The 22,540-nt window shown below is 70.7% G+C and carries 18 protein-coding genes; 9 read left to right on the top strand and 9 right to left on the bottom strand.

Going from position 1 to position 22,540, the window contains the following annotated elements; genetic code table 11:
• Nucleotides 1-372: 372 nt before the first annotated feature.
• The 3 genes from IE255_RS30110 to thyX form a co-directional block, all read right to left on the bottom strand.
• Nucleotides 373-2,058: a ribonuclease J gene (locus IE255_RS30110; protein ID WP_190053540.1), complete on the bottom strand. Its 1,686-nt coding sequence runs from the start codon at nucleotides 2,056-2,058 to the stop codon at nucleotides 373-375.
• A gap of 150 nt (nucleotides 2,059-2,208) precedes the next feature.
• A complete protein-coding gene (gene dapA, locus IE255_RS30105; protein WP_190053539.1) occupies nucleotides 2,209-3,108 on the bottom strand; it encodes a 4-hydroxy-tetrahydrodipicolinate synthase in 900 nt (299 codons plus the stop codon).
• Between the two features lie 211 nt (nucleotides 3,109-3,319).
• Entirely contained in the window at nucleotides 3,320-4,060 is a 741-nt protein-coding gene (gene thyX / locus IE255_RS30100; protein WP_190053538.1) for an FAD-dependent thymidylate synthase, read from the bottom strand.
• A 158-nt stretch (nucleotides 4,061-4,218) separates the two neighbouring features.
• Between thyX and IE255_RS30095 the strand changes: the two genes are divergently transcribed.
• Together IE255_RS30095 and IE255_RS30090 are read left to right on the top strand one after the other, a co-directional pair.
• Nucleotides 4,219-4,458: a hypothetical protein gene (locus IE255_RS30095; RefSeq protein ID WP_190053537.1), complete on the top strand. Its 240-nt coding sequence runs from the start codon at nucleotides 4,219-4,221 to the stop codon at nucleotides 4,456-4,458.
• Between the two features lie 112 nt (nucleotides 4,459-4,570).
• Nucleotides 4,571-5,125, top strand: coding sequence for an SCO5741 family PH domain-containing membrane protein (locus IE255_RS30090; protein ID WP_190053536.1), 555 nt, complete (start codon nucleotides 4,571-4,573; stop codon nucleotides 5,123-5,125).
• 71 nt (nucleotides 5,126-5,196) lie between these two features.
• On the opposite strand, the gene IE255_RS30085 is transcribed toward IE255_RS30090, so the two are convergent.
• The 5 genes from IE255_RS30085 to rpsO form a co-directional block, all read right to left on the bottom strand.
• Complete coding sequence (locus tag IE255_RS30085) at nucleotides 5,197-5,652, bottom strand: tetratricopeptide repeat protein (protein WP_190053535.1); 456 nt, start codon at nucleotides 5,650-5,652, stop codon at nucleotides 5,197-5,199.
• A gap of 13 nt (nucleotides 5,653-5,665) precedes the next feature.
• Entirely contained in the window at nucleotides 5,666-6,418 is a 753-nt protein-coding gene (dapB, locus tag IE255_RS30080) for a 4-hydroxy-tetrahydrodipicolinate reductase (protein WP_190053534.1), read from the bottom strand.
• 27 nt (nucleotides 6,419-6,445) lie between these two features.
• Complete coding sequence (locus IE255_RS30075) at nucleotides 6,446-7,825, bottom strand: M16 family metallopeptidase (RefSeq protein WP_190053533.1); 1,380 nt, start codon at nucleotides 7,823-7,825, stop codon at nucleotides 6,446-6,448.
• A complete protein-coding gene (locus tag IE255_RS30070) occupies nucleotides 7,822-10,044 on the bottom strand; it encodes a polyribonucleotide nucleotidyltransferase (protein ID WP_190053532.1) in 2,223 nt (740 codons plus the stop codon). Before IE255_RS30070 ends, IE255_RS30075 begins: the two co-directional genes overlap by 4 nt.
• A gap of 313 nt (nucleotides 10,045-10,357) precedes the next feature.
• The gene (gene rpsO / locus IE255_RS30065; RefSeq protein WP_010042739.1) at nucleotides 10,358-10,645 is read right to left on the bottom strand and encodes a 30S ribosomal protein S15; all 288 of its coding nucleotides are present in this window, start codon (nucleotides 10,643-10,645) and stop codon (nucleotides 10,358-10,360) included.
• Nucleotides 10,646-10,909: 264 nt separating this feature from the next.
• On the opposite strand from rpsO, the gene IE255_RS30060 reads away from it, so the two are divergent.
• From IE255_RS30060 to IE255_RS30030, 7 genes are all read left to right on the top strand, one after another.
• Nucleotides 10,910-11,206 (top strand): DUF397 domain-containing protein, encoded by a 297-nt coding sequence (locus IE255_RS30060; RefSeq protein WP_190053531.1) that lies wholly within the window; start codon nucleotides 10,910-10,912, stop codon nucleotides 11,204-11,206.
• Between the two features lie 480 nt (nucleotides 11,207-11,686).
• Nucleotides 11,687-15,256, top strand: coding sequence for an SCO5717 family growth-regulating ATPase (locus tag IE255_RS30055; RefSeq protein ID WP_190053530.1), 3,570 nt, complete (start codon nucleotides 11,687-11,689; stop codon nucleotides 15,254-15,256).
• A 295-nt stretch (nucleotides 15,257-15,551) separates the two neighbouring features.
• Nucleotides 15,552-17,405: an ABC transporter substrate-binding protein gene (locus tag IE255_RS30050; RefSeq protein WP_190053529.1), complete on the top strand. Its 1,854-nt coding sequence runs from the start codon at nucleotides 15,552-15,554 to the stop codon at nucleotides 17,403-17,405.
• An 18-nt stretch (nucleotides 17,406-17,423) separates the two neighbouring features.
• Nucleotides 17,424-18,473, top strand: coding sequence for an ABC transporter permease (locus IE255_RS30045; RefSeq protein WP_190053528.1), 1,050 nt, complete (start codon nucleotides 17,424-17,426; stop codon nucleotides 18,471-18,473).
• Nucleotides 18,470-19,381: an ABC transporter permease gene (locus IE255_RS30040; protein ID WP_190053527.1), complete on the top strand. Its 912-nt coding sequence runs from the start codon at nucleotides 18,470-18,472 to the stop codon at nucleotides 19,379-19,381. The genes IE255_RS30045 and IE255_RS30040 overlap by 4 nt, the downstream gene beginning before the upstream one ends.
• Complete coding sequence (locus IE255_RS30035; protein WP_190053526.1) at nucleotides 19,378-20,427, top strand: ABC transporter ATP-binding protein; 1,050 nt, start codon at nucleotides 19,378-19,380, stop codon at nucleotides 20,425-20,427. The genes IE255_RS30040 and IE255_RS30035 overlap by 4 nt, the downstream gene beginning before the upstream one ends.
• On the top strand, nucleotides 20,424-21,494 hold the full coding sequence (locus IE255_RS30030) for an oligopeptide/dipeptide ABC transporter ATP-binding protein (RefSeq protein ID WP_190053525.1): 1,071 nt from the start codon (nucleotides 20,424-20,426) through the stop codon (nucleotides 21,492-21,494). The genes IE255_RS30035 and IE255_RS30030 overlap by 4 nt, the downstream gene beginning before the upstream one ends.
• Here the strand turns inward: IE255_RS30030 and IE255_RS30025 are convergent.
• Nucleotides 21,491-22,444, bottom strand: a complete 954-nt coding sequence (locus IE255_RS30025) for a bifunctional riboflavin kinase/FAD synthetase (RefSeq protein WP_190053524.1) — start codon at nucleotides 22,442-22,444, stop codon at nucleotides 21,491-21,493. The genes IE255_RS30030 and IE255_RS30025 overlap by 4 nt on opposite strands.
• Nucleotides 22,445-22,540: the final 96 nt, after the last annotated feature.

Raw genomic sequence — 22,540 nt, 5'->3', positions numbered from 1 at the left:
CAACATATCTGGCGTTGACTTTTGGCACGCTGTTGAGTTCTCAAGGAACGGTCGCTTCCATTGTACTCACCCTCTCGGGCTTTCCTCCGGGCGCTTCCCTTCGGTCTTGCGTTTCCGACTCTATCAGATCTTTTCTCGATCCGATTTCCTCGGTGCTTTCCAGGTTCCCGCTTCCGCGTTTCCCTTTCCGGCGCATCCGACTTTATCAGAGGTTTCTGAGTCGGATTTCCCTCCCCGTCCGGGCATGGTTCCCGGCGCTGAGTTGGCCGGGTGCCCCTTCGGAAGGAGTTGTAAACCTACTGGAGCGGGGCGCCTCGATGCAAATCGAGGCGCCCCGCTCCCAGTTGGCGCGAACTCAGACCCGACGGGCCGTCAGACCTCCACCACCACAGGCAGGATCATCGGCCGGCGCCGGTACGTGTCCGAGACCCACTTGCCCAGCGTGCGGCGTACGAGCTGCTGCATCTGGTGGGGTTCGACCACGCCGTCCTGCGCGGAGCGCTCGAGTACCTCCGTGATCCTCGGGATCACATCGACGAAGGCGGAGTCTTCGATGCCGGAGCCGCGGGCCTGGATGTGCGGGCCGCCGGTGATCTTGCCGGTGGACGAGTCGAGGACCACGAAGACCGAGATGATGCCCTCGTCGCCGAGGATCTTGCGGTCCTTCAGGGCCGGCTCGCCGACGTCGCCGACGGAGAGGCCGTCGACGTAGACGTAGCCCGCCTGGACCTTGCCGGAGATCTTGGCCTTGCCCTCGATGAGGTCGACGGCGACGCCGTCCTCGGCGATGACGATGCGGTCGTGCGGGACGCCGGTCAGGGCGCCCAGCTCGGCGTTGGCGCGCAGGTGGCGCCATTCGCCGTGCACCGGCATCAAGTTCTTCGGGCGGCAGATGTTGTAGAAGTACAGCAGCTCGCCCGCGGAGGCGTGGCCGGAGACATGGACCTTGGCGTTTCCCTTGTGGACGACGTTGGCGCCCCAGCGGGTCAGGCCGTTGATCACGCGGTAGACCGCGTTCTCGTTGCCGGGGATCAGGGACGACGCCAGGATCACCGTGTCGCCCTGGACGATGCGGATCTGGTGGTCGCGGTTGGCCATGCGGGACAGGGCCGCCATCGGTTCGCCCTGGGAGCCCGTGCAGACCAGGACCACCTCGTTGTCCGGGAGGTCGTCGAGCGTCTTGACGTCCACGACCAGGCCCGGCGGGACCTTCAGATAGCCCAGGTCACGGGCGATGCCCATGTTGCGGACCATGGAGCGGCCGACGAAGGCGACCCGGCGGCCGTACTCGTACGCCGCGTCCAGGATCTGCTGGATGCGGTGCACGTGGCTGGCGAAGCTCGCCACGATGATGCGCTTGCGGGCACCGGCGAAGACCTGGCGCAGGACGTTGGAGATCTCCCGCTCGGGCGGGACGAACCCGGGGACTTCGGCGTTCGTCGAGTCCGAGAGGAGGAGGTCGATGCCCTCCTCGCTCAGGCGTGCGAAGGCGTGGAGGTCCGTGAGGCGGCTGTCCAGCGGGAGCTGGTCCATCTTGAAGTCGCCGGTGTGGACCGCCATGCCCGCCGGGGTGCGGATGGCCACGGCCAGGGCGTCCGGGATGGAGTGGTTGACCGCGATGAACTCGCAGTCGAAGGGACCGATGCGCTCGCGGTTCCCCTCCGCCACCTCGAGGGTGTACGGGCGGATGCGGTGCTCCTGGAGCTTGGCCTCGATGAGGGCGAGGGTCAGCTTGGAGCCGATCAGCGGGATGTCCGGCTTCTCGCGCAGGAGGAAGGGGACGCCGCCGATGTGGTCCTCGTGGCCGTGGGTGAGGACGATGCCCTCGATGTCGTCGAGGCGGTCCCTGATGGACGAGAAGTCCGGCAGGATCAGGTCGATTCCGGGCTGCTCCTCCTCGGGGAAGAGCACTCCGCAGTCGACGATCAGCAGGCGGCCGCCGTACTCGAAGACCGTCATGTTGCGGCCGATCTCGCCGAGACCGCCGAGCGGGGTGACCCGCAGGCCGCCTTCGGGGAGCGGCGGGGGCGGGCTGAGTTCAGGATGCGGATGACTCAAAAGACTCTCCTCACCACACGCGCCACGTACCGGTGGGGCACGTGGCGCGCATGACGTTCGTGCAGAAGCAGTTGTCGTGTGGGATGCGGGCACCGGTGGCCCGCCTATTCAGTTGTGAAGCACTGCGCGGGGTCCGCGCGAAGTCTGGTGTCAGAGCTGTACCCCGCCGGCGGCAAGATCGATCTTGAGTTGTTCGATCTCCTCGGGCGCGCATTCGACCATGGGGGCGCGCAGGGGCCCGGCGGGCAGGCCCTGGAGGGCGAGCGCCGCCTTGGCGGTCATCACGCCCTGCGTGCGGAACATGCCCGTGTAGACCGGGAGCAGCTTCTGGTGGATCTCGGTGGCCTTCTGGACGTCGCCCGAGGTGTAGGCCTCGACCAGGGCACGCAGCTCGGGGGTGACGACGTGGCCGACGACCGAGACGAAGCCGACCGCGCCGACGGAGAGCAGGGGCAGGTTGAGCATGTCGTCGCCGGAGTACCAGGCGAGGCCGGAGCGGGCGATGGCCCAGCTTGCGCGGCCGAGGTCGCCCTTGGCGTCCTTGTTGGCGACGATGCGGGGGTGCTCGGCGAGGCGGACGAGCGTCTCCGTGCTGATCGGGACGCCGCTGCGGCCGGGGATGTCGTAGAGCATGACCGGCAGGCCGGTGGCGTCGGCGACGGCCGTGAAGTGCCGGTAGAGGCCCTCCTGCGGGGGCTTGTTGTAGTACGGGGTCACGACGAGCAGGCCGTGTGCGCCGGTGCGCTCCGCCGCGCGGGCGAGTTCGATGCTGTGGTGCGTGTCGTTGGTGCCGACTCCGGCCACGACGTGGGCTCGGTCGCCGACCGCCTCGAGAACGGCCCGTACGAGTTCCGCTTTCTCCGCGTCGCTGGTGGTCGGGGACTCGCCGGTGGTGCCGTTGATGATCAGGCCGTCGTTGCCTGCGTCCACCAGGTGGGCGGCGAGCCGCTGCGCGCCGTCGAGGTCGAGTGCGCCGTCCGCCGTGAAGGGCGTGACCATGGCGGTGAGGACCCGCCCGAAGGGGGTCTGCGGAGTCGAGGTCGGAGCCATGGGTTACACGCTACTCGTTGCTCAGGACCGGGTCTGCCCTAGGGGCAGGCGACAAGTCGCGACAAAGGTGGAGCCCGGCACTGCCTGCTCGGGGGTTCAAGCAGTGCCGGACCCGTTTGATCAGGCTAGATGAACTTCTCCAAATGCCGCAATACGGACACTTCGCACGGCTGAACCGTACATCTGTACCTGATCGCGGGACCGGGGCGCGCTACGGCGCCACGCGCCCGTTCGCGTTGAACGCGGCGTACGTGAGGGGCATGAGCCGGGCCCACTCGGCCTCCATCTTCTCGCCGACCATCTCGATCTCGCGCTGCGGGAAGGACGGCACCTTCGCCAGCTCGTGCTGAGTGCGCAGGCCGAGGAAGTGCATCAGCGAGCGGGCGTTGCAGGTGGCGTACATCGAGGAGTACAGGCCGACCGGGAGGACCGCGCGGGCGACCTCGCGGGCGACGCCGGCGGCGAGCATCTGCCGGTACTTCTTGTAGGCCTGACGGTAGGAATCCTCCATGGCCTCGCCGACGAGCTGGTGTTGCTCGGGAGTGCCTTCGACGAACTCGTACTTGCCCGGCCTGCCCTGCTGGATCAGCTTCCGAGAGGTGTCCGGCACGTAGAAGACCGGCTGGAGCTCCCGGTAGCGGCCGCTCTCCTCGTTGTACGACCAGCCGACGCGGTGTCGCATGAACTCGCGGAAGACGAAGATCGGCGCACTCACGAAGAAGGTCATGGAGTTGTGCTCGAACGGGCTGCCGTGCCGGTCCCGCATGAGGAAGTTGATCAGGCCCTTCGAGCGCTCAGGGTCCTTCCGCAGCTCCTCCAGGGACTGCTCCCCCAGGGTGGAAACCCGTGCTGCGAACAGCACGTCGGAGTCGGCCGCGCTGTGTTTCACCAGCTCAACGGTGACATCACTGCGCAAGTCGATCTTGAAGTCGTCGTCGGGAGTCTCGGTCACGGTTCGCAGGGCCTTCCCATCGCGTCTCTTGGCGACGCCACTCTACGTTTAGTGACGTGCCGCAATGAAGTTGGTGAAACAGGGCACCTCTGTGGGAGTTCGTTCGTCTCTACAGATGAAAGTGATCCGTTCCACCCTTGAAGGGAGACGCACCCCTGATGTCCGGTCGGCGTGAACCCGTACCGTTCGCCTTCGTCGCCGAGGCCGACAGGTTCCGCAGCAATGTCACTCCCCCACCGCGTGAGCGGCTGTCCGTCGGCCAGATGGCCGGCCGATGGCTCATGGGGCTCACCATCGTGGCGGGGCTCGTGGGGTCCCTGGTCATCGGGACGCCCGCGCTGTCGCCCGACCACTCGGCCGGTCAGCCTCAGCAGTCGCAGGCGTCCGAGAAGCACTGAACCGCCCAGGGCCGGCCATGGCTCCATCCGGCCCCCCGCCAGTGGTGACCGGCGACACAGATCGGTAGCCTCACCGGGCACAGCCCACGCATGGATCGAGTGAGGACCAGCCGTGCCCCTGCCCTTCCTGACGGCCGACCGCGTTTTCGAGGCGGCGGACGACGTTCCGCTCCCTTACGACGACCGTGATCGCTGGCGGCGGCCGTACCGGCCCGGTCCGTGGCGGGTGGGGGTGGCGGCGCTGGCGCTGCTGCTCGCCTCGTTCGTGCTGTTCGCGGGCGTCATCATCGCGGCGACGGCCGAACTCACCTCGGCGGGACTGGTCTTCGTCCTGGCGCTGCTCGTCATCGCCGCGGCGCTGCGGCTGCTGCGCATGGGCGTGTGGGTGAGCGCGCGCGGGCTGCGGCACGTGGGTTTCCTCACCACCCGTACGGCCCCCTGGGAGCAGGTCGCCTCCGTGCGTACGGTGCAGCAGCCGGTGCGCTGGCTGGGACTGCCCCGGACGGTGCAGGGTCAGGCGCTGCTGCTCGAGCGGCAGGGGCGGCCGGCGGACGGCGTGCCGCCGCTGCTGACCACGCACAACGCGGACTTCCTGGGCCGGACGGAGGCCTTCGACCGGGCGGCCGATTCGGTGGAGGCCTGGACGGACGAGTACGGCCCGCGCTGAGGTCGTCGTTCTCATGCCGGCGGGGCCGGACCGTACGCGGTCCGGCCCCGCCGGCATGAGTGGGGTGAGGTTCAGGCGGCTTCGGGCTGCTTGCCGTCGTGCAGGGCGATCGCGCGTTGCATCGCCTTGCGGGCGCGTGGGGTGTCGCGGGCGTCGTGGTAGGCGACGGCGAGGCGGAACCAGGTGCGCCAGTCGTCGGGGGCGGCCTCCGTCTCGGCCTTGCGCTTGGCGAAGACCTCGTCGGCGGAGTCGCGGTCGATACGGCCGCTGGGGGTGCGCTTCAACTCGTCCACGGGCAGACCGCCCTCGGCGTCGAGTTCCGCGGCGAGCGCGTTGGCCCTGCGGACGAACTGGGTGTTCTTCCACAGGAACCACACGCCGATGACCGGCAGGATCAGCACCGCGACACCGAAGGTGACGGTGAGGGGCGTGCCGGTCTCGATGAGCAGGACGCCGCGGCTGCCGACCAGGAGGAAGTAGACGACCAGGACGGCGGCCGTGAGGGCGTAGGAGAGTTTCGCGCGCATGACGGTCAGGGGCTCAGCTCAGGTCCAGGAAGTGTTCCAGGCCGAAGGTCAGGCCCGGGGTGCTCACCACGCGGCGGGCGCCCAGCAGGATGCCCGGCATGAAGCTGCTGTGGTGGAGCGAGTCGTGCCGGACGGTCAGGGTCTCGCCCTCGGCGCCGAGCAGCACCTCCTGGTGGGCGAGCAGCCCGCGCAGCCGGACGGCGTGGACCGGGACGCCGTCGACGTTCGCACCGCGGGCGCCGTCCAGGGCGGTGGCCGTGGCGTCGGGGGCCGGGGCCGAGCCGGCGTTGCGGCGGGCCTCGGCGATGAGCTGCGCGGTGCGCGTGGCGGTGCCGGAGGGGGCGTCGACCTTGTTCGGGTGGTGCAGCTCGACGACCTCGACGGACTCGAAGTACGGGGCGGCGATCTGCGCGAACTTCATGGTCAGCACGGCCCCGATGGAGAAGTTCGGCGCGATGAGCACGCCCGTCTCCGGGGACTGCTTCAGCCAGCCCGTCAGCTGCGCGAGGCGCTCGTCGGTCCAGCCCGTCGTACCGACGACCGCGTGGATGCCGTGGCGTACGCAGAAGTCGAGGTTGGCCATGACCGAGTCGGGGGTGGTCAGTTCCACCGCGACCTGGGCGCCGGCTTCGGTCAGCGTCTCCAGCTTGTCGCCGCGGCCGAGGGCGGCGACCAGTTCCATGTCCTCGGCGGCTTCGACGGCCCGTACGGCTTCCGAGCCGATCCGGCCCTTGGCGCCGAGGACCGCCACGCGCAGCTTGCTCATCTCTTGTGCTTCCTTAACCAGGGATTGTCAGGCGACGGTGTCGTGCAGGCGGGCCGCCTGCTTGTCCTTCAGCGGGCCGATGACCGACAGGGAGGGCCGCCGTCCCAGGATCTCGCGGGCGACCGAGCGGACGTCGTCCGGGGTGACCGAGGCTATCCGGGACAGCATGTCGTCGACGGACATCTGCTCGCCCCAGCACAGCTCGCTCTTGCCGATACGGTTCATCAGCGCGCCGGTGTCCTCCAGGCCGAGGACCGTGGAGCCCTGGAGCTGGCCGATGGCGCGCCCGATCTCGTCGTCCGTCAGGCCGTGCTCGGCGACGTGGTCCAGTTCGTCGCGGCAGATCTTCAGCACGTCGTGCACCTGGGAGGGTCGGCAGCCGGCGTACACGCCGAACAGGCCGCAGTCGGCGAAGCCGGAGGTGTACGAGTACACGCTGTAGGCCAGGCCGCGCTTCTCGCGGACCTCCTGGAAGAGGCGGGAGGACATGCCGCCACCGAGGGCGGTGTTCAGCACGCCCAGGGCCCAGCGCCGCTCGTCCGTGCGGGACAGGCCCGGCATGCCGAGCACGACATGCGCCTGCTCGGTCTTGCGGTCGATCAGCTCGACGCGGCCCGCGGTGCGCAGGGCGCGCCGGCCGCTGCGCGGGGCGACGGGCTCGGCGGTGGGGGACTTGAAAGCGCCGGCCTTCTCGAAGGCGGCGCGGACCTGCCGTACGACCGTGGCGTGGTCGATGTTGCCCGCGCAGGCGACGACCAGGTGGGTCGGGTCGTAGTGCCTTTTGTAGAAGCGGCGGATGCGGTCGGCGGTGAGGGCGTTGACCGTCTCGACCGTGCCGAGGACCGGGCGGCCGAGGGGGTTGTCGCCGAACATCGTGTGCGCGAACAGGTCGTGCACGCAGTCGCCCGGGTCGTCCTCGGTCATGGCGATCTCTTCGAGGATGGCGCCGCGCTCGACGTCGACGTCCTCCTCGAGGATGAGCGAGCCGGTGAGCATGTCGCAGACGACGTCGATGGCGAGGGGCAGGTCGGTGTCGAGCACGCGCGCGTAGTAGCACGTGTACTCCTTCGCCGTGAACGCGTTCATCTCGCCGCCGACGGCGTCGATGGCGGAGGAGATGTCCAGCGCGGACCTGCGCGTCGTGCCCTTGAAGAGCAGGTGCTCCAGGTAGTGCGTGGCGCCGTTCAGCGCGGGCGTCTCGTCACGGGAGCCGACGTGCGCCCAGATGCCGAAGGTCGCCGAGCGGACCGAGGGCAGGGTCTCGGTGACGATGCGCAGGCCACCCGGGAGGGTGGTCTTGCGGACCGTGCCGATGCCGTTCTGCCCCTGGATGAGGGTTTGGGTACGGGCGACGGCCCGCGCCTCCGAGGAGGTGCGGGCCGTCGCCTTGGAGCCACGGGACGTCACTGCTCGGCGTCGTCCTTCTTGTCGTCGGCGGAATCTTCCTCGCCCTCGATCACGGGGATCAGGGAGAGCTTGCCGCGGGAGTCGATCTCGGCGATCTCGACCTGGACCTTCTGGCCCACACCGAGGACGTCCTCGACGTTCTCCACGCGCTTGCCGCCGGCCAGCTTGCGGATCTGCGAGATGTGCAGCAGACCGTCCTTGCCGGGGAGCAGGGAGACGAACGCGCCGAAGGTGGTCGTCTTCACGACCGTACCGAGGTAGCGCTCGCCGACCTCGGGCATCGTCGGGTTGGCGATGCCGTTGATCGTGGCGCGGGCGGCCTCCGCGGAGGGGCCGTCGGCGGCACCGATGTAGATCGTGCCGTCGTCCTCGATGGTGATCTCGGCGCCCGTGTCCTCCTGGATCTGGTTGATCATCTTGCCCTTGGGGCCGATGACCTCGCCGATCTTGTCCACGGGGATCTTGACGGTGATGATCCGCGGGGCGTTCGGGGACATCTCGTCCGGGGTGTCGATCGCTTCCATCATCACGTCGAGGATGTGGAGGCGGGCGTCGCGGGCCTGCTTCAGGGCCGCGCCCAGGACGGAGGCGGGGATGCCGTCCAGCTTGGTGTCGAGCTGGAGGGCGGTCACGAACTCCTTGGTGCCGGCGACCTTGAAGTCCATGTCGCCGAAGGCGTCCTCCGCACCGAGGATGTCGGTGAGGGTGACGTAGTGCGTCTCGCCCTCGATCTCCTGGGAGATCAGGCCCATGGCGATACCGGCGACCGGGGCCTTCAGGGGCACACCGGCGTTCAGCAGCGACATGGTGGAGGCGCAGACCGAGCCCATGGACGTCGAGCCGTTGGAGCTGAGCGCCTCGGAGACCTGGCGGATCGCGTAGGGGAACTCCTCGCGCGTCGGCAGGACCGGGATCAGGGCGCGCTCGGCGAGGGCGCCGTGGCCGATCTCGCGGCGCTTGGGGGAGCCGACGCGGCCGGTCTCGCCGGTGGAGTACGGCGGGAAGTTGTAGTTGTGCATGTAGCGCTTGCGGGTCACCGGCGACAGCGTGTCCAGCTGCTGCTCCATGCGGAGCATGTTCAGGGTGGTGACGCCCAGGATCTGGGTCTCGCCACGCTCGAACACGGCGGAGCCGTGGACCCGCGGGATGGCCTCGACCTCGGCGGCCAGGGTGCGGATGTCGGTGACACCGCGGCCGTCGATGCGCTTCTTCTCCTTGATCACGCGCTCGCGGACCAGCTGCTTGGTGAGCGCGCGGTACGCGGCGGAGATCTCCTTCTCGCGGCCCTCGAACTCCGGCAGGAGCTTCTCGGCGGCGAGCGCCTTGACGCGGTCCAGCTCGGACTCGCGCTCCTGCTTGCCGGCGATGGTGAGCGCCTGGGCGAGCTCGGGCTTGACGGCGGCGGTGAGCGCCTCCAGGACGTCGTCCTGGTAGTCCAGGAAGATCGGGAACTCGCCGGTGGGCTTGGCGGCCTTGGAGGCGAGGTCCGACTGGGCCTTGCAGAGGACCTTGATGAAGGGCTTCGCGGCGTCCAGACCGGCGGCGACGACCTCCTCGGTCGGAGCCTCGGCGCCGCCCTCGACCAGCTTGATGGTCTTCTCGGTGGCCTCGGCCTCGACCATCATGATCGCGACGTCGCCGTCCTCCAGGACGCGGCCCGCGACGACCATGTCGAAGACGGCGTCCTCGAGCTCGGTGTGCGTCGGGAACGCGACCCACTGGCCGCGGATCAGCGCGACGCGGACGCCGCCGATCGGGCCGGAGAAGGGCAGGCCGGCCAGCTGCGTGGACGCGGAGGCGGCGTTGATCGCCACGACGTCGTACAGGTGGTCGGGGTTGAGCGCCATGATCGTGGCGACGACCTGGATCTCGTTGCGCAGGCCCTTCTTGAAGGACGGGCGCAGCGGGCGGTCGATCAGGCGGCAGGTGAGGATCGCGTCCTCGGAGGGACGGCCCTCGCGGCGGAAGAAGCTGCCGGGGATCTTGCCGGCGGCGTACATCCGCTCCTCGACGTCCACCGTGAGGGGGAAGAAGTCGAGCTGGTCCTTGGGGTTCTTGGAGGCGGTGGTGGCCGACAGCACCATGGTGTCGTCGTCCAGGTACGCCACGGCGGAGCCGGCGGCCTGCTTGGCCAGGCGGCCCGTCTCGAAGCGGATGGTGCGGGTGCCGAAGGCGCCGTTGTCGATGACGGCCTCGGCGTAGTGGGTCTCGTTCTCCACTAGCGTTTTCTCCGTTACTTGTCGTCTTTCGTCCCCGCTGCCCGTGTGGCAGGGGGACGGTTGCGGAGAAGCGCGCCGTGCTGTGCGGGCCGGTCTTCGATCGAAGCACCCGGGGTTCGCTTTCCCCCGGGGGCCACTACCGAGGACCGGCGGCGGCTTGGAGCGCCTCTCCTCTTCTTGTCGTGCTGTGTCGTCCGTATTGCGTTGTGCTACCACACTACAAAGGGGTGGTGACACTCCGCACGTACAGGTACCCACGTACAGCAAAGGGAGCGGTCCCGTTTCTCCCGGGAACCGCTCCCTTCACGGCGTCTTACTTGGCGCCCGCCGCACCGCGGCGGATGCCGAGGCGGTCGACCAGCGCACGGAAGCGCTGGATGTCCTTCTTCGCCAGGTACTGGAGAAGGCGGCGGCGCTGACCCACCAGGATCAGCAGGCCACGGCGGGAGTGGTGGTCGTGCTTGTGGGTCTTGAGGTGCTCGGTCAGGTCGGAGATCCGACGCGACAGCAGAGCGACCTGGACCTCGGGGGAGCCGGTGTCACCCTCCTTGGTACCGAACTCGGACATGATCTGCTTCTTCGTAGCGGCGTCGAGCGACACGCGTACTCCTCATACTGTGGATAGCCACCGAGTGCCCCCGGTCTGCTTCTCGGGGGAGCTTCCATGACTCGGAAGGCGGGGATCCGCTGGGCGCGGCCTCCAGGGCGATGGGCTCCGGGGGTGCGTACACAAACGGCCGTCGACCAGGGTACCAGGCGGTCGGGGGCCTCTTTGCCCTGGCCCCCGAACCTCCCGGACGGGGCGGAGCGGGCCACTAGGGTGGGCGGGCTGATCGTTCGTACGTCGGGAAGGGGTCGCTGCGGCATGGCGGAGACGGCTGAGGAGATCAAGGCACGCAAGGAGCGGGAGCGGGACGAGCTCTACGCCCTCGACATCTCCGGTGTCGAGTGGCACTGCGCGCCGGGCACCGAGGAGCACGAGGAGCGGGTCGAGATCGCCTACCTGCCCGAGGGGGCCGTGGCCATGCGGTCCTCGCTCGACCCGGACACGGTGCTGCGCTACACGGACGCGGAGTGGCGGGCGTTCGTGCTGGGGGCGCGGGACGGGGAGTTTGATCTGGAACCGCGGTCGTCCGACGGAGGGCTCCAGGCCGGGCAGTAGGTGCGCGGGCTGTAGGTGCCACGGGCAGTAGGCGCGCGGGCAGCAGGCGCAGTGGTGCACGACGAGGGGTGAGCCGGTGAGCGGCCGCCCCTCGTCGCGTTTCCCGGCGCGGTCGTCAAAGCGCCCAGAGGGCAAGGCGGTTCGAGTTCTTCACGGTTATCGCCCCTTTTGTTCACCAAAGTGTGTGCTGGGTACGTCACTTCCGGGCAGCTTCTGGGCAGGTTGTGACGCGGCGGACAGCTGCTCGGGGGTGGACGGGCCTGCCGGGGCGGGGCTTGTGGTGATTAGGCTGGGACGGGGCGCGACGCCAGAACCCGTGGAGTGGGCGTCGGTGTCCCAGGGGGAGAGCGGGGGATCCGGTGGAGCGGACTGCCTCGGACGACCTCGGTACGCCTCAAACGACTTCGCACGACGTCGGACGACAAGCAAGGGTCGCCCCAGCACGGCATGAGGGTGCTCGACCACACCAGGAGGAACACTGTGAGCAGCGATCGGGACGGGATCCGCGGGGGCTGGGCGACACCCGGCGATGACCAGCCCGACGCGGAGTCCGCAGCAGAGGTGACGGGCGAGTTCACCATCGACTACGCGCCGCCTGCCTGGTACACGCAGAACGCCTCGGGGAGTTCGAGCTCGGGGCAGGGGGCGGGGGCGTCCGAGGACTCCAGTGCTTCGGGGGCGCCCGCGGGTTCAGGTGCGTCCGCGAGTTCCGGTGCGTCTGGGGCTCCCGCTGCGCCGAAGGGGCCGGTTCCGCCGCTGCCGGGGCTCACTCCGCCGCCGCACGCGAATCCCTCTGGAGGGCACTCGTCCGGTTCGCGGCCGGCCGCCACGCCCGCTCCGGCGCCCGGGGCGCCTTTCACGCCGCCCGCGCCGCCGCCCGCTCCCGGTGCTCCGTTCACACCGCCCGCGCCTGCCGCGCCCGCGCCGGGTGCGCCGTTCACCCCGCCCGCGGCGTCCACCGGGGGGCCCGCCGCCGTGCCCAGGCTTCCGGTGGGCTTCGAGCCGCAGGGGGCACAGCAGCAGGGATCGCAACCGCAGGGCGCAGAGCCTCAGGAACGGACCGAGGCGCCTGCGGCTGATCCGGCCTCCCCTACGGCCGTGCCGAACATCCCGGTCGGCGGGTATCAGGCGCAGTGGACGCCGCCGGCTCCGGCTGCTCCTGCTCCGGACACTCCGCCTGCTCCGGCTTCCGACGAAGCGGAGTCCGGGAACGGTGATCTGGAGAGCGGCGCCACCATGCGTTTCTCCGCCGTCGCCCTGAAGCGGGAGATCGCGGAGCGTGCCGCGGCGGTCGAGGCGCGGCTGGAGTCGACCGACGACGACCAGGACGAGGACAGGGCCAAGACCGAGGCCCAGGACGAGGACGAGGCCGAGGGCCAGGTCAAGGACGAAGACGACTCGGTCGTGCCGGACGAGGACTCCGGTGGTGACGTCGAGGGCGCGCCCGTCGATGCCGACGAGGACGGCGACAGTGGTTCCTCCGAGGCCAATGATGCCGATGACGTTGCGGACGCCCCTGCCTCGGATGTCGCCGACCCGGAGGACGTGGAACCTGCCGTGTCGGCGTCGGAGGACGCGGCTTCGGAGGTGAAGGCGGAGGCTGACGACGCCGAGCCGCAGGACGCCGAACCTCAGGATGCCGTGCCCGCGGATGCCGCCCCGGCTGCTCCCGAGCCGGCCGACGCCCCGTCGCCCGTGGACGCCGTGCCCGCCACCGACGCCGCACCTGAGGACAGCACCCCGCAGGATGCCCCCGTGCCGGGCCCGTCCGACGCCCAGCCCGCCTGGACTCCCCCGGCACCGCAGGGCGTGCCGCCGCTGCCGCCGTCGTACCAGCCGGCCGCCCCTGCGCCCGCGAGCCAGTGGCCCGCGCAGCCGCAGCACCAGCCACAGCCGCAGACACAGTCCACGGACCCGAACGCGCCCGCGCAACCGCAACCGCAGCCGACGGCCGCCCAGGGGCAGCCGCCCGTGCCGCCCCAGCCGTCGGTACCGGCCCAGCAGCCGCCGTTCCAGCCGCAGGTGCCGCAGCCCGCGCCCGCCGCGTGGAACCCGCAGGCCGCACCGACGCCGCCGAACCAGCCGCCCGCCCAGCCCGCGCCGCACTCCGGCGGCTACGGCTTCCCGCACCCCGGCGCCCCGGCACCGAACGCGCAGGGCGGCTACGGCTTCCCCCACCCGGGCGCACCCGCCCAGCAGCCTCCGGTCCAGCAGCCTCGGATCCAGCAGCAGGACGGCCCGCAGAGCGGCTACGGTTTCCCGCACCCCGGCGCCCCGGCCCCGGCCCCAGCCCCGGCTGCACAACAGTCCCCCGCCCGGCAGCCCGACACCCCGCCCGCCCCCGCGCCCGACCCGCAGGGCGGCTACGGCTTCCCGCAGCAGGGCGCCCCCGCCCCGGCCGCCCCCAACCCCCAGGACGGTTACGGCTTCCCCCACCCCGGCGTCCCCAACGCCCAAGGCGGATACGGCTTCCCGCAGCCGTCCGCCCAGCAGTCCCAGGCCCAGGCCCACCCCGGCGTGCCCCCGCAGGCCCAGCCGCAGCCCGGTGGGCAGCCCGCGCATCCCGGGCAGCCGCAGCAGCCCGTGGATCCCCGCACCGGTGCCGCCTGGCCGCAGCCCATGCAGCACGACCAGCGGCAGCCGACCAACCCCGGTGCCGCGCCGCTCGGTTACACCGCCGCCGTGGAGCTGTCGTCCGACCGGCTGCTCAACAGCAAGAAGCAGAAGGCGAAGAGCAGCCGTCCGGTGGCCGGCGGCGGTCGGTTCAAGATCGGTGGGAAGAAGGAGGAGGCCGAGCGGCAGCGGAAGCTGGAGCTGATCCGTACGCCCGTGCTCTCCTGCTACCGGATCGCCGTGATCAGCCTCAAGGGCGGTGTCGGCAAGACGACGACCACCACCGCGCTGGGCTCCACACTCGCCACCGAGCGGCAGGACAAGATCCTCGCGATCGACGCCAACCCGGACGCGGGCACTCTCGGGCGCCGCGTGCGGCGCGAGACGGGGGCCACCATCCGTGACCTCGTGCAGGCGATCCCGTACCTCAACTCGTACATGGACATCCGGCGGTTCACCTCCCAGGCGCCGTCCGGGCTGGAGATCATCGCCAACGACGTCGACCCGGCCGTGTCCACGACCTTCAACGACGAGGACTACCGGCGCGCGATCGACGTGCTGGGCAAGCAGTACCCGGTGATCCTCACCGACTCCGGCACCGGTCTGCTCTACAGCGCCATGCGCGGTGTGCTGGACCTCGCCGACCAGCTCATCATCATCTCGACGCCGTCCGTGGACGGGGCGAGCAGCGCGAGCACGACGCTGGACTGGCTGTCGGCGCACGGGTACTCCGACCTCGTCTCGCGGTCCATCACCGTCATCTCCGGAGTGCGCGAGACCGGCAAGATGATCAAGGTCGAGGACATCGTGGCGCACTTCGAGACGCGCTGCCGGGGTGTCATCGTCGTGCCGTTCGACGAGCATCTGGCCGCCGGTGCCGAGGTCGACCTCGACATGATGCGGCCGAAGGTGCGGGAGGCGTACTTCAACCTCGCGGCGATGGTCGCCGAGGACTTCGTCCGCCACCAGCAGATGCACGGCCTGTGGACGTCCGACGGCAACCCGCCGCCGGTGGCCGCCCCGCCGCTGCCCGGCCAGCCCGTCCCGGGCCAACCCCAGCCTCCGTATCCCGGCCAGCAGCCGGGCCCCGGCCAGCCGGCTCCGGGCCAGCAGATCCCCGGGCAGCCCGGCCCGTACCCGCCGCAGCCGCAACCGCAACCGCAGCCCGGCCAGCCGTACGCCCAGCCGGGCCAGCAGCCCCCGGCCCAGCCGGGTCAGCCGTATCCGCAGGCCGCGGGCCAGCCCTACCCGCAGCAGCCGGGACAGCCGGGGCAGCCGCCGTTCCAGCCCGGGCAGCCGTATCCCCAGCCCGGACAGCCCCCGGCCGCGCCCCCGCAGCCGGGCTACGGCTATCCCCAGCCCGGTCAGCACGGGCAGCCGGGATACCCGGCCCAGCCCGACGGGCAGACCCCGCCGCCCCCGCCTCCGACGCAGTAATCAGCTCACCCGATCGGCCCCTTTCGAGGGGCCGGTCCCTTTGTGGCCCGCGCCGTTCCGTCTCGGCGCGGGCCGCGGCGCGTCCATGGGCGAAATCCGTTGCCAGGCCCTGGCCAGGAGCGCGTCAGTGGTCTCCACCAATGGGCACGAAAAGCTCGCCAATTCGTTATTTCCGCAGGCCACAAGGGGTGAATGCGCCGTTGACGGGTGGAGACGGCCGCTGATACACACTCAGCATCCACTGACAGCTGATCAACCCGTCCTTCCCGTCCGAGCGATGACGCGAGGTCCGACCATGGGCACGAACGATCAGACACGCAGCCTCCCGCGCGGCCTCCGGCTCGTCGCCGTGGCCGGGGCGGCCGCGCTCACCCTCACCGCCGGTCTCGCGACCCCGCTCGATCCGGCGCCCCGGCAGGCCCGGGCGGCCGACGACGGCAAGAAGGTGCTGACCGTCGCGGTCGCGCAGAGCGTGGACTCGCTCAGCCCGTTCCTGGCGGTCCGGCTGCTCAGCACGAGCATCCACCGGCTCATGTACGAGTACCTGACCAACTACGACCCCAAGGACAACCACGCCATCCCGGGCCTGGCCACCAAGTGGGAGTCGTCGCCGGACAAGCTGACCTGGACGTACACGATCCGCTCCAACTCGACGTGGTCGGACGGCAGGCAGGCCACCGCCGAGGACGCGGCGTGGACGTTCAACAAGATGATGACCGACGACGGGGCGGCCACGGCGAACGGCAGCTACGTCGGGAACTTCAGGAAGGTGACGGCCCCGAGCCCCACCAAGCTGGTCATCGAGCTGAAGAAGCCGCAGGCCACGATGACCGCGCTCGACGTGCCGATCGTCCCGAAGCACGTGTGGGAGAAGGTCTCGGACTTCTCCGAGTTCAACAACGACAAGAGCTTCCCGATCGTGGGGAACGGGCCGTTCGTGCTCACCGGCTACAAGGCCGACAGCTACGTCCGCCTCAAGGCCAACAAGAGCTTCTGGCGCGGGGCGCCGAAGTTCGACGAGCTGGTCTTCCGCTACTACAAGGACCAGGACGCGGCCGTGTCCGCGCTGCGCAAGGGCGAGGTGTCCTTCGTCGCCGGGTCCCCGTCCCTGACGCCCGCTCAGGCGGCGTCGCTGGAGGGCGCGGAGAACATCAAGGTCAACGACGCCCCCGGCCGCCGCTTCTACGCCCTCGCCACCAACCCGGGCGCGAAGGCCAAGAACGGAAAGAAGTTCGGCGACGGCCATCCCTCCCTGCTGGACCAGCGGGTGCGCAACGCGCTGTTCATGGCCGTGGACCGCAAGGCCATCATCGACAAGGTGTTCCAGGGGCACGCCGTCGAGGGCGAGGGCTACATCCCGCCGCGCTTCTCGCAGTACTTCTGGAAGCCGACGGCGAGCCAGAAGCTGGCGTACGACCCGGCCGAGGCGGCCCGGCTGCTCGACCAGGCGGGTTACAAGAAGAACGGCGACGGCAAGCGCGTCGGCAAGGACGGCAAGCCGATCACCTACCGCGTCCTGTGCCACGCCACCGACCCGAACGACAAGGCGGTCGGCAAGTACCTCCAGGAGTGGTGGGGCGACCTCGGCATCGGCGTCCGGCTCAACTGCCTGGACAACGTGACCGACCCCTGGCTCGCCGGCAAGTACGACCTGGCGTTCGACGGCTGGTCGGTCAACCCCGACCCGGACTTCGTGCTGTCCATCCACACCTGCGGGGCGCTCCCGGCGACCCCGGAGGACACGGGCGCGACCGACAACTTCATCTGCGACAAGACGTACGACGAGCTCTACGCCCGGCAGCTCGCCGAGTACGACCCCGCCAAACGGGCGGACATCGTCAAGCAGATGGAGTCGCGGCTGTACGACCTCGGGTACATGAACGTCATGGCGTATCCGAACGCGGTCGAGGCCTACCGGACGGACCAGATCAAGTCGATCACGACCATGCCGGCGAAGGCGGGCAACATCTACGGCCAGGACGGCTACTGGAGCTGGTGGTCGGCGGTCCCGGCGGACTCCGGCGGTTCCTCGGACAACGCGTCGTCCACGGGGGTCGTGGTCGGGGTCGTCGCGGGGGTCGTGATCCTGGGCGGGCTCGGCGCCTTCGCGGCGATGCGGCGGCGGGCCACCGCCGAGGACCGCGAGTAGAGCGGCGAACGGGCACTCATGACCGCTGACGCGACCCCCGCGCTGGTCGAGGACAAGCAGCAGACGGCGGCCGGGCCGCGGGTACGCAAGGGCTCCGCGTACCCGCGGTACCTGGCCGGCAAGGTGGCCGGTGCGGCCGTGTCGCTGCTGGCCGTCCTCGTGACCAGCTTCTTCCTCTTCCGGCTGATCCCCGGCGACCCGGTGAAGACCATGACCGGTGGCCGTCAGGTGTCGGCCGAGCAGCTGGCCGCCTATCGCCGCGAGTTCGGGCTCGACCTGCCGCTGTGGCGGCAGTTCACGGACTACTGCGGCAAGGCGCTCACCGGCGACTTCGGGACGTCGTACCAGTTCCGCGCGCCCGTCGTCGACAAGATCACCGAGGCGCTGCCGAACACCCTGCTGCTCACCGGGACCGCCTTCGTCCTCTACACCGCGCTCGGCATCTTCCTCGGCACCCGCTCGGCGTGGCGGCGCGGCGGGCTCGGCGACCGGGTCAACACCGGCCTGGCGCTGACGCTGTACTCCATCCCGTCGTTCTGGCTCGGGCTGCTGCTGATCATCGTGCTGTCGGTGGGCATCGGGCCGATCCCCGGGATGTTCCCCACCGGCGGCATGGAGTCGGGCGGCAAGGAGGGCTTCGCGTACGTCGTCGACGTGGCGCACCATCTGGTGCTGCCGGTGGTGACGCTGGTGGCCGTGGAGTACGGGCAGACGCTGCTGGTCACGCGGTCGGCGCTGCTGGACGAGATGGGCAGCGACTATCTGACGACCGCCCGGGCCAAGGGGCTGCGGGACGACCTGGTGCGGCGCCGGCACGCCGTGCCGAACGCGCTGCTGCCGACCGTGACACTGATCTTCATCAACCTCGGCCGGACGGTGGCGGGCGTGATCCTGGTGGAGACGGTGTTCTCCTGGCCGGGGCTCGGCGGGCTGTTCTACCAGGCGCTGAGCGTGCCCGACCTGCCGCTGGTGCAGGGGTTGTTCTTCGTGTTCGCCGCCGCGGTGATCGTGATGAACACCCTCGCCGACCTGGTCTATCCGCTGCTGGACCCCCGGGTGGCCCGATGACGACGACCGATCCGGCCCTGAGCCCGCGCACCCTCGCCCGGCAGCGGCGCCGGGCCTCCGTCGCCCGCTTCTGGCGGCAGTACCGCGCGGAGCGGGCGGGGCTGTACGGACTGGCCGTGCTCGCCCTGTGCGCACTGCTGGCGTTGTTCGCACCGCTGTTCGTGGGCTCCGACGTGAGCAGTGTGACCGACGCGCCGGGGCGTCCGATGCAGAGCCCGAGCGCCGGGTTCCCGCTCGGCACCGACCAGTTCGGGCGGGACCTGCTGGGCCTGGTGGTCTGGGGCTCGCGGGTGTCGCTGCTGGTCGGGCTGCTCGCCGCCGTGCTGTCGGTCGCGATCGGCACCCTGATCGGAGTGACGGCCGGGCACTTCAAGGGCTGGTACGCGACCGTGATGATGCGGATCACCGACTGGTTCCTGGTCATGCCGACGCTGGTGCTGGCGATCGCCCTGGCCACCGTGATGTCCCGCTCGCTGACCACGACCGTCGTCGCGATCGGCGTCACCACCTGGCCGACCACGGCCCGGCTGGTGCGCGCGCAGACCCTCGCCGTGGAGACCCGGCCGTACATCGAGCGGGCGAGGGCGCTCGGCGGCGGGCACTGGCACATCATGTCCCGGCACGTGCTGCCCAACGTCATGCCGCTGGTGCTGGCGCAGACGACCCTGATCATCTCCACCGCGATCCTCGCCGAGGCGACGCTCGCCTTCCTCGGCCTCGGGGATCCGACGGTCGTGTCGTGGGGCGGGCTGCTCCAGGACGCGCGGGAGGCGGGCGCGGTCAGTGCCGGGGACTGGTGGTACCTGGTGCCGCCGGGCATCGCCATCGCCGTGGTGGCGCTGGCGTTCACGCTGTGCGGGCGGGCCGTGGAGTCCGTCCTCAACCCCAGGCTGGGGGTGTCGCGTTGAGTCTGCTCGACGTCAGGAACCTGACCGTGACGTATCCGGGCGGGGCCGCCGCCGTGCGCGGGGTGGACCTGCGCCTGGACGCGGGCCGCAAGCTCGGTCTGGCCGGCGAGTCCGGCTGCGGCAAGTCCACGCTGGCACTGGCCCTGCTGCGGCTGCTGCCGTCCGGGACCCGCGTCACCGGGGAGGTCCTGCTCGACGGCGAGGACGTGCTGACGATGAAGTGGGGCCGGGTGCGGGCGGTCCGCTGGGCCGGGGCGTCCGTCGTCTTCCAGGGCGCGATGCACTCCCTGAACGCCGTGCACCGCATCGGCGACCAGATCGCCGAGCCGATCCTGCTGCACCGGAAGGCGACCCCGGCCGGGGCGAAGAAGAAGACCGGCGAGTTGCTGGAGCAGGTCGGCCTGCCCGCCGCCCGCGCGGACGCCTACCCGCACGAGCTGTCCGGCGGGCAGCGCCAGCGCGTCATGATCGCCATGGCGCTGGCCTGCGACCCGCGGCTGATCATCGCCGACGAGCCGACCACCGCGCTCGATGTGATGATCCAGGCCCAGATCCTGCGGCTCATCGAGCAACTGGTCGCCGACCAGGACCTCGGCCTGATCATGATCAGCCACGACCTGGCCGTCCTGGCCGACACCTGCGACCGGCTGGCGGTGATGTACGCGGGCCGGGTGGTCGAGGAGGGCCCGGCCCGGCAGGTGTACGAGGACGCCCGGCACCCGTATGCCAGGGCGCTGTCGGCCGCGTTCCCGCGCATCGGCGACCCGGCGTCCCGGTTCGCGCCGCAGGGGCTGGCGGGCGACCCGCCCGATCCGGCCGCGCTGCCGTCCGGGTGCACGTTCCATCCGCGCTGTCCGGTGGCCTTGGAGACCTGCCCCGAGGAGGACCCGGCCCTGCGCGCGGCCGGTCCGGAACGCCGGGCGGCGTGTGTGCTGGTCGGGCCGCGGCCGGACGAGGGGCCGTCGGCCGAGACCCCGGCGGCCCAAGGGGACCGGCCGGCCGAGGACCCGGAGGCCCTGGAGGAAGCGAGGCCCAGCACGCCATGACCATCTCCCCCACGGCCCCCGAGGTCACCACGGCCCCGCTGCTGAGCGCCCAGGGCCTGTACGTCACCTTCCCCGGCCGGCACGGCGGCCCCCGGGCCCGCGCGGTGGACGGCGTGGACCTCGACATCCGGCCCGGCGAGATCGTCGCCCTGGTCGGCGAGTCCGGCTGCGGGAAGACGACCCTGGCCCGCTGTCTGCTGGGCCTGGTCGAGCCGACGGCGGGCCGGGTCGCCTTCGACGGCCGCCCGCTGGACTACTCCGGCCGGTCCCTCAAGGCCTACCGCAAGCGCGTCCAGCTGGTCCTCCAGGACCCGAGCGGCTCGCTCAACCCGCGGCACACGGTGTACGACGCGGTCGCCGAGGGCCTGCGCATCCACGGCTACGGCGGCGACGAGCGGACAGCGGTCGCCGAGGCCCTGGCCCGGGCCGGTCTGCGCCCACCGGAGCGCTTCTTCCTGCGCTACCCGCACGAACTGTCCGGCGGACAGCGCCAGCGCGTCGTCATCGCGGGCGCACTCGTCCTGGAACCGGAACTCCTCGTCGCCGACGAGCCGGTGGCGTCCCTCGACGCCTCCGTACGCGGCGAGATCCTCGCCCTGCTGCTCCGGCTGCGCACCGACCTGGGCCTGTCCGCGCTGGTCGTCACGCACGATCTGGGCCTGGCCTGGAACATCGCCGACCGGGTGGCCGTGATGTACCTGGGCCGGATCGTCGAGACGGGCGCGGTGGAGCAGGTCCTCACGGCACCCAGGCACCCCTACACCCAGGCCCTGCTGTCGGTGCTCCCGGAGGCCCCGGGCACGCCGGTGGTCCTCACCGGCGAACCCCCGGACCCCTCCCGCGTCCCCTCAGGCTGCCGCTTCCACGCCCGCTGCCAGATCCTGTCGAGCGGCGAGGCGGAGACAGCGGGCGTGGCAGACGCATGCAGGAACCAGGACTTGAAGATCCTCGACGGCAGCGCCACGTCCCAGGTCGCCTGCCACTGGGCAACTGCGTCCTCACCCAGGGGCGCGGGGAACTGCGCGACAAGCCACAACCCACCCGCAGACGGCCCACAAGCGAACTAGGCAGCCTCGTCAGCCGCCACCAACTCCCTGCACTTCTCGACGTCCCGCCCCATCTGCTCCAACAAGGCATCCACCGACTCGAACTTCGCCTGCCCCCGCACGAACGCCAAGAAGTCGACCGCGACATGCAACCCGTACAGATCGAGCCCGACCCGGTCGATGGCATACGCCTCCACCGTCCGCTCGGTCCCCTCGAACTGCGGATTCGTGCCCACGGAGATCGCCGCCGGCATCGCCTCGCCCTGCGCGTGCAGCCAGCCGGCGTACACACCGTCGGCCGGGACGGCCGTGTGCGGCAGCGTCTCGACGTTGGCCGTCGGGAAGCCCAGTTCGCGCCCGCGCTGGGCGCCTCGGACGACGACGCCCTCCACCCGGTGCGGCCGGCCGAGGATCTCGGCGGCGCCCTCGACGTCGCCCTCGGCGACCAGGCGCCGGGTCAGGGTCGAGGAGAACGGCTCACCGCCGCCCGCCTCACCCGTCACGTACAGGTCGACGACGTCGACCTCGAAGTCGTAGGTCTTGCCCTGCGTGGCGAGGAACTCCACGTTGCCCGCGGCCTTGTGGCCGAAGCGGAAGTTGGGGCCCTCGACGACCACCTTGGCGCGCAGCTTGTCGACGAGCACCTTGACGACGAAGTCGGCCGGGGACAGCTTCGAGAACTCGGTCGTGAAGGGCAGGATGAGCACCGCGTCCACGCCCAGGTCCGCCATGAGTTCGGCGCGGCGGTGGTGCGGGGCGAGGAGCGGCGGGTGGCTGCCGGGGCGGACGACCTCGCTGGGGTGCGGGTCGAAGGTGACGACGACGGCGGGCACGCCCAGCTCCCGGGCGCGGTTCACGGCATGCCGGATGATCAGCTGGTGTCCGCGGTGGACGCCGTCGTAGGAACCGATGGTGACGACGCTGCGCCCCCAGTCCTGGGGGATGTCCTCCAAGCCACGCCAGCGCTGCACTGTGCCTGCTCCTTGTCGAAAGCTCGTCGAACCCGTGTCCGGCCGGTTGTCCGGGGTTGCCTCGTGCGCAGGTCTAAGGGTGCCATGCCGGGTGCT

The organism is Streptomyces lomondensis, assembly GCF_014651035.1.
GTDB lineage: Bacteria > Actinomycetota > Actinomycetes > Streptomycetales > Streptomycetaceae > Streptomyces > Streptomyces lomondensis.
Note: the sequence above shows the minus strand (reverse complement) of the source record. Positions and strands in the feature narration are given on the sequence as shown.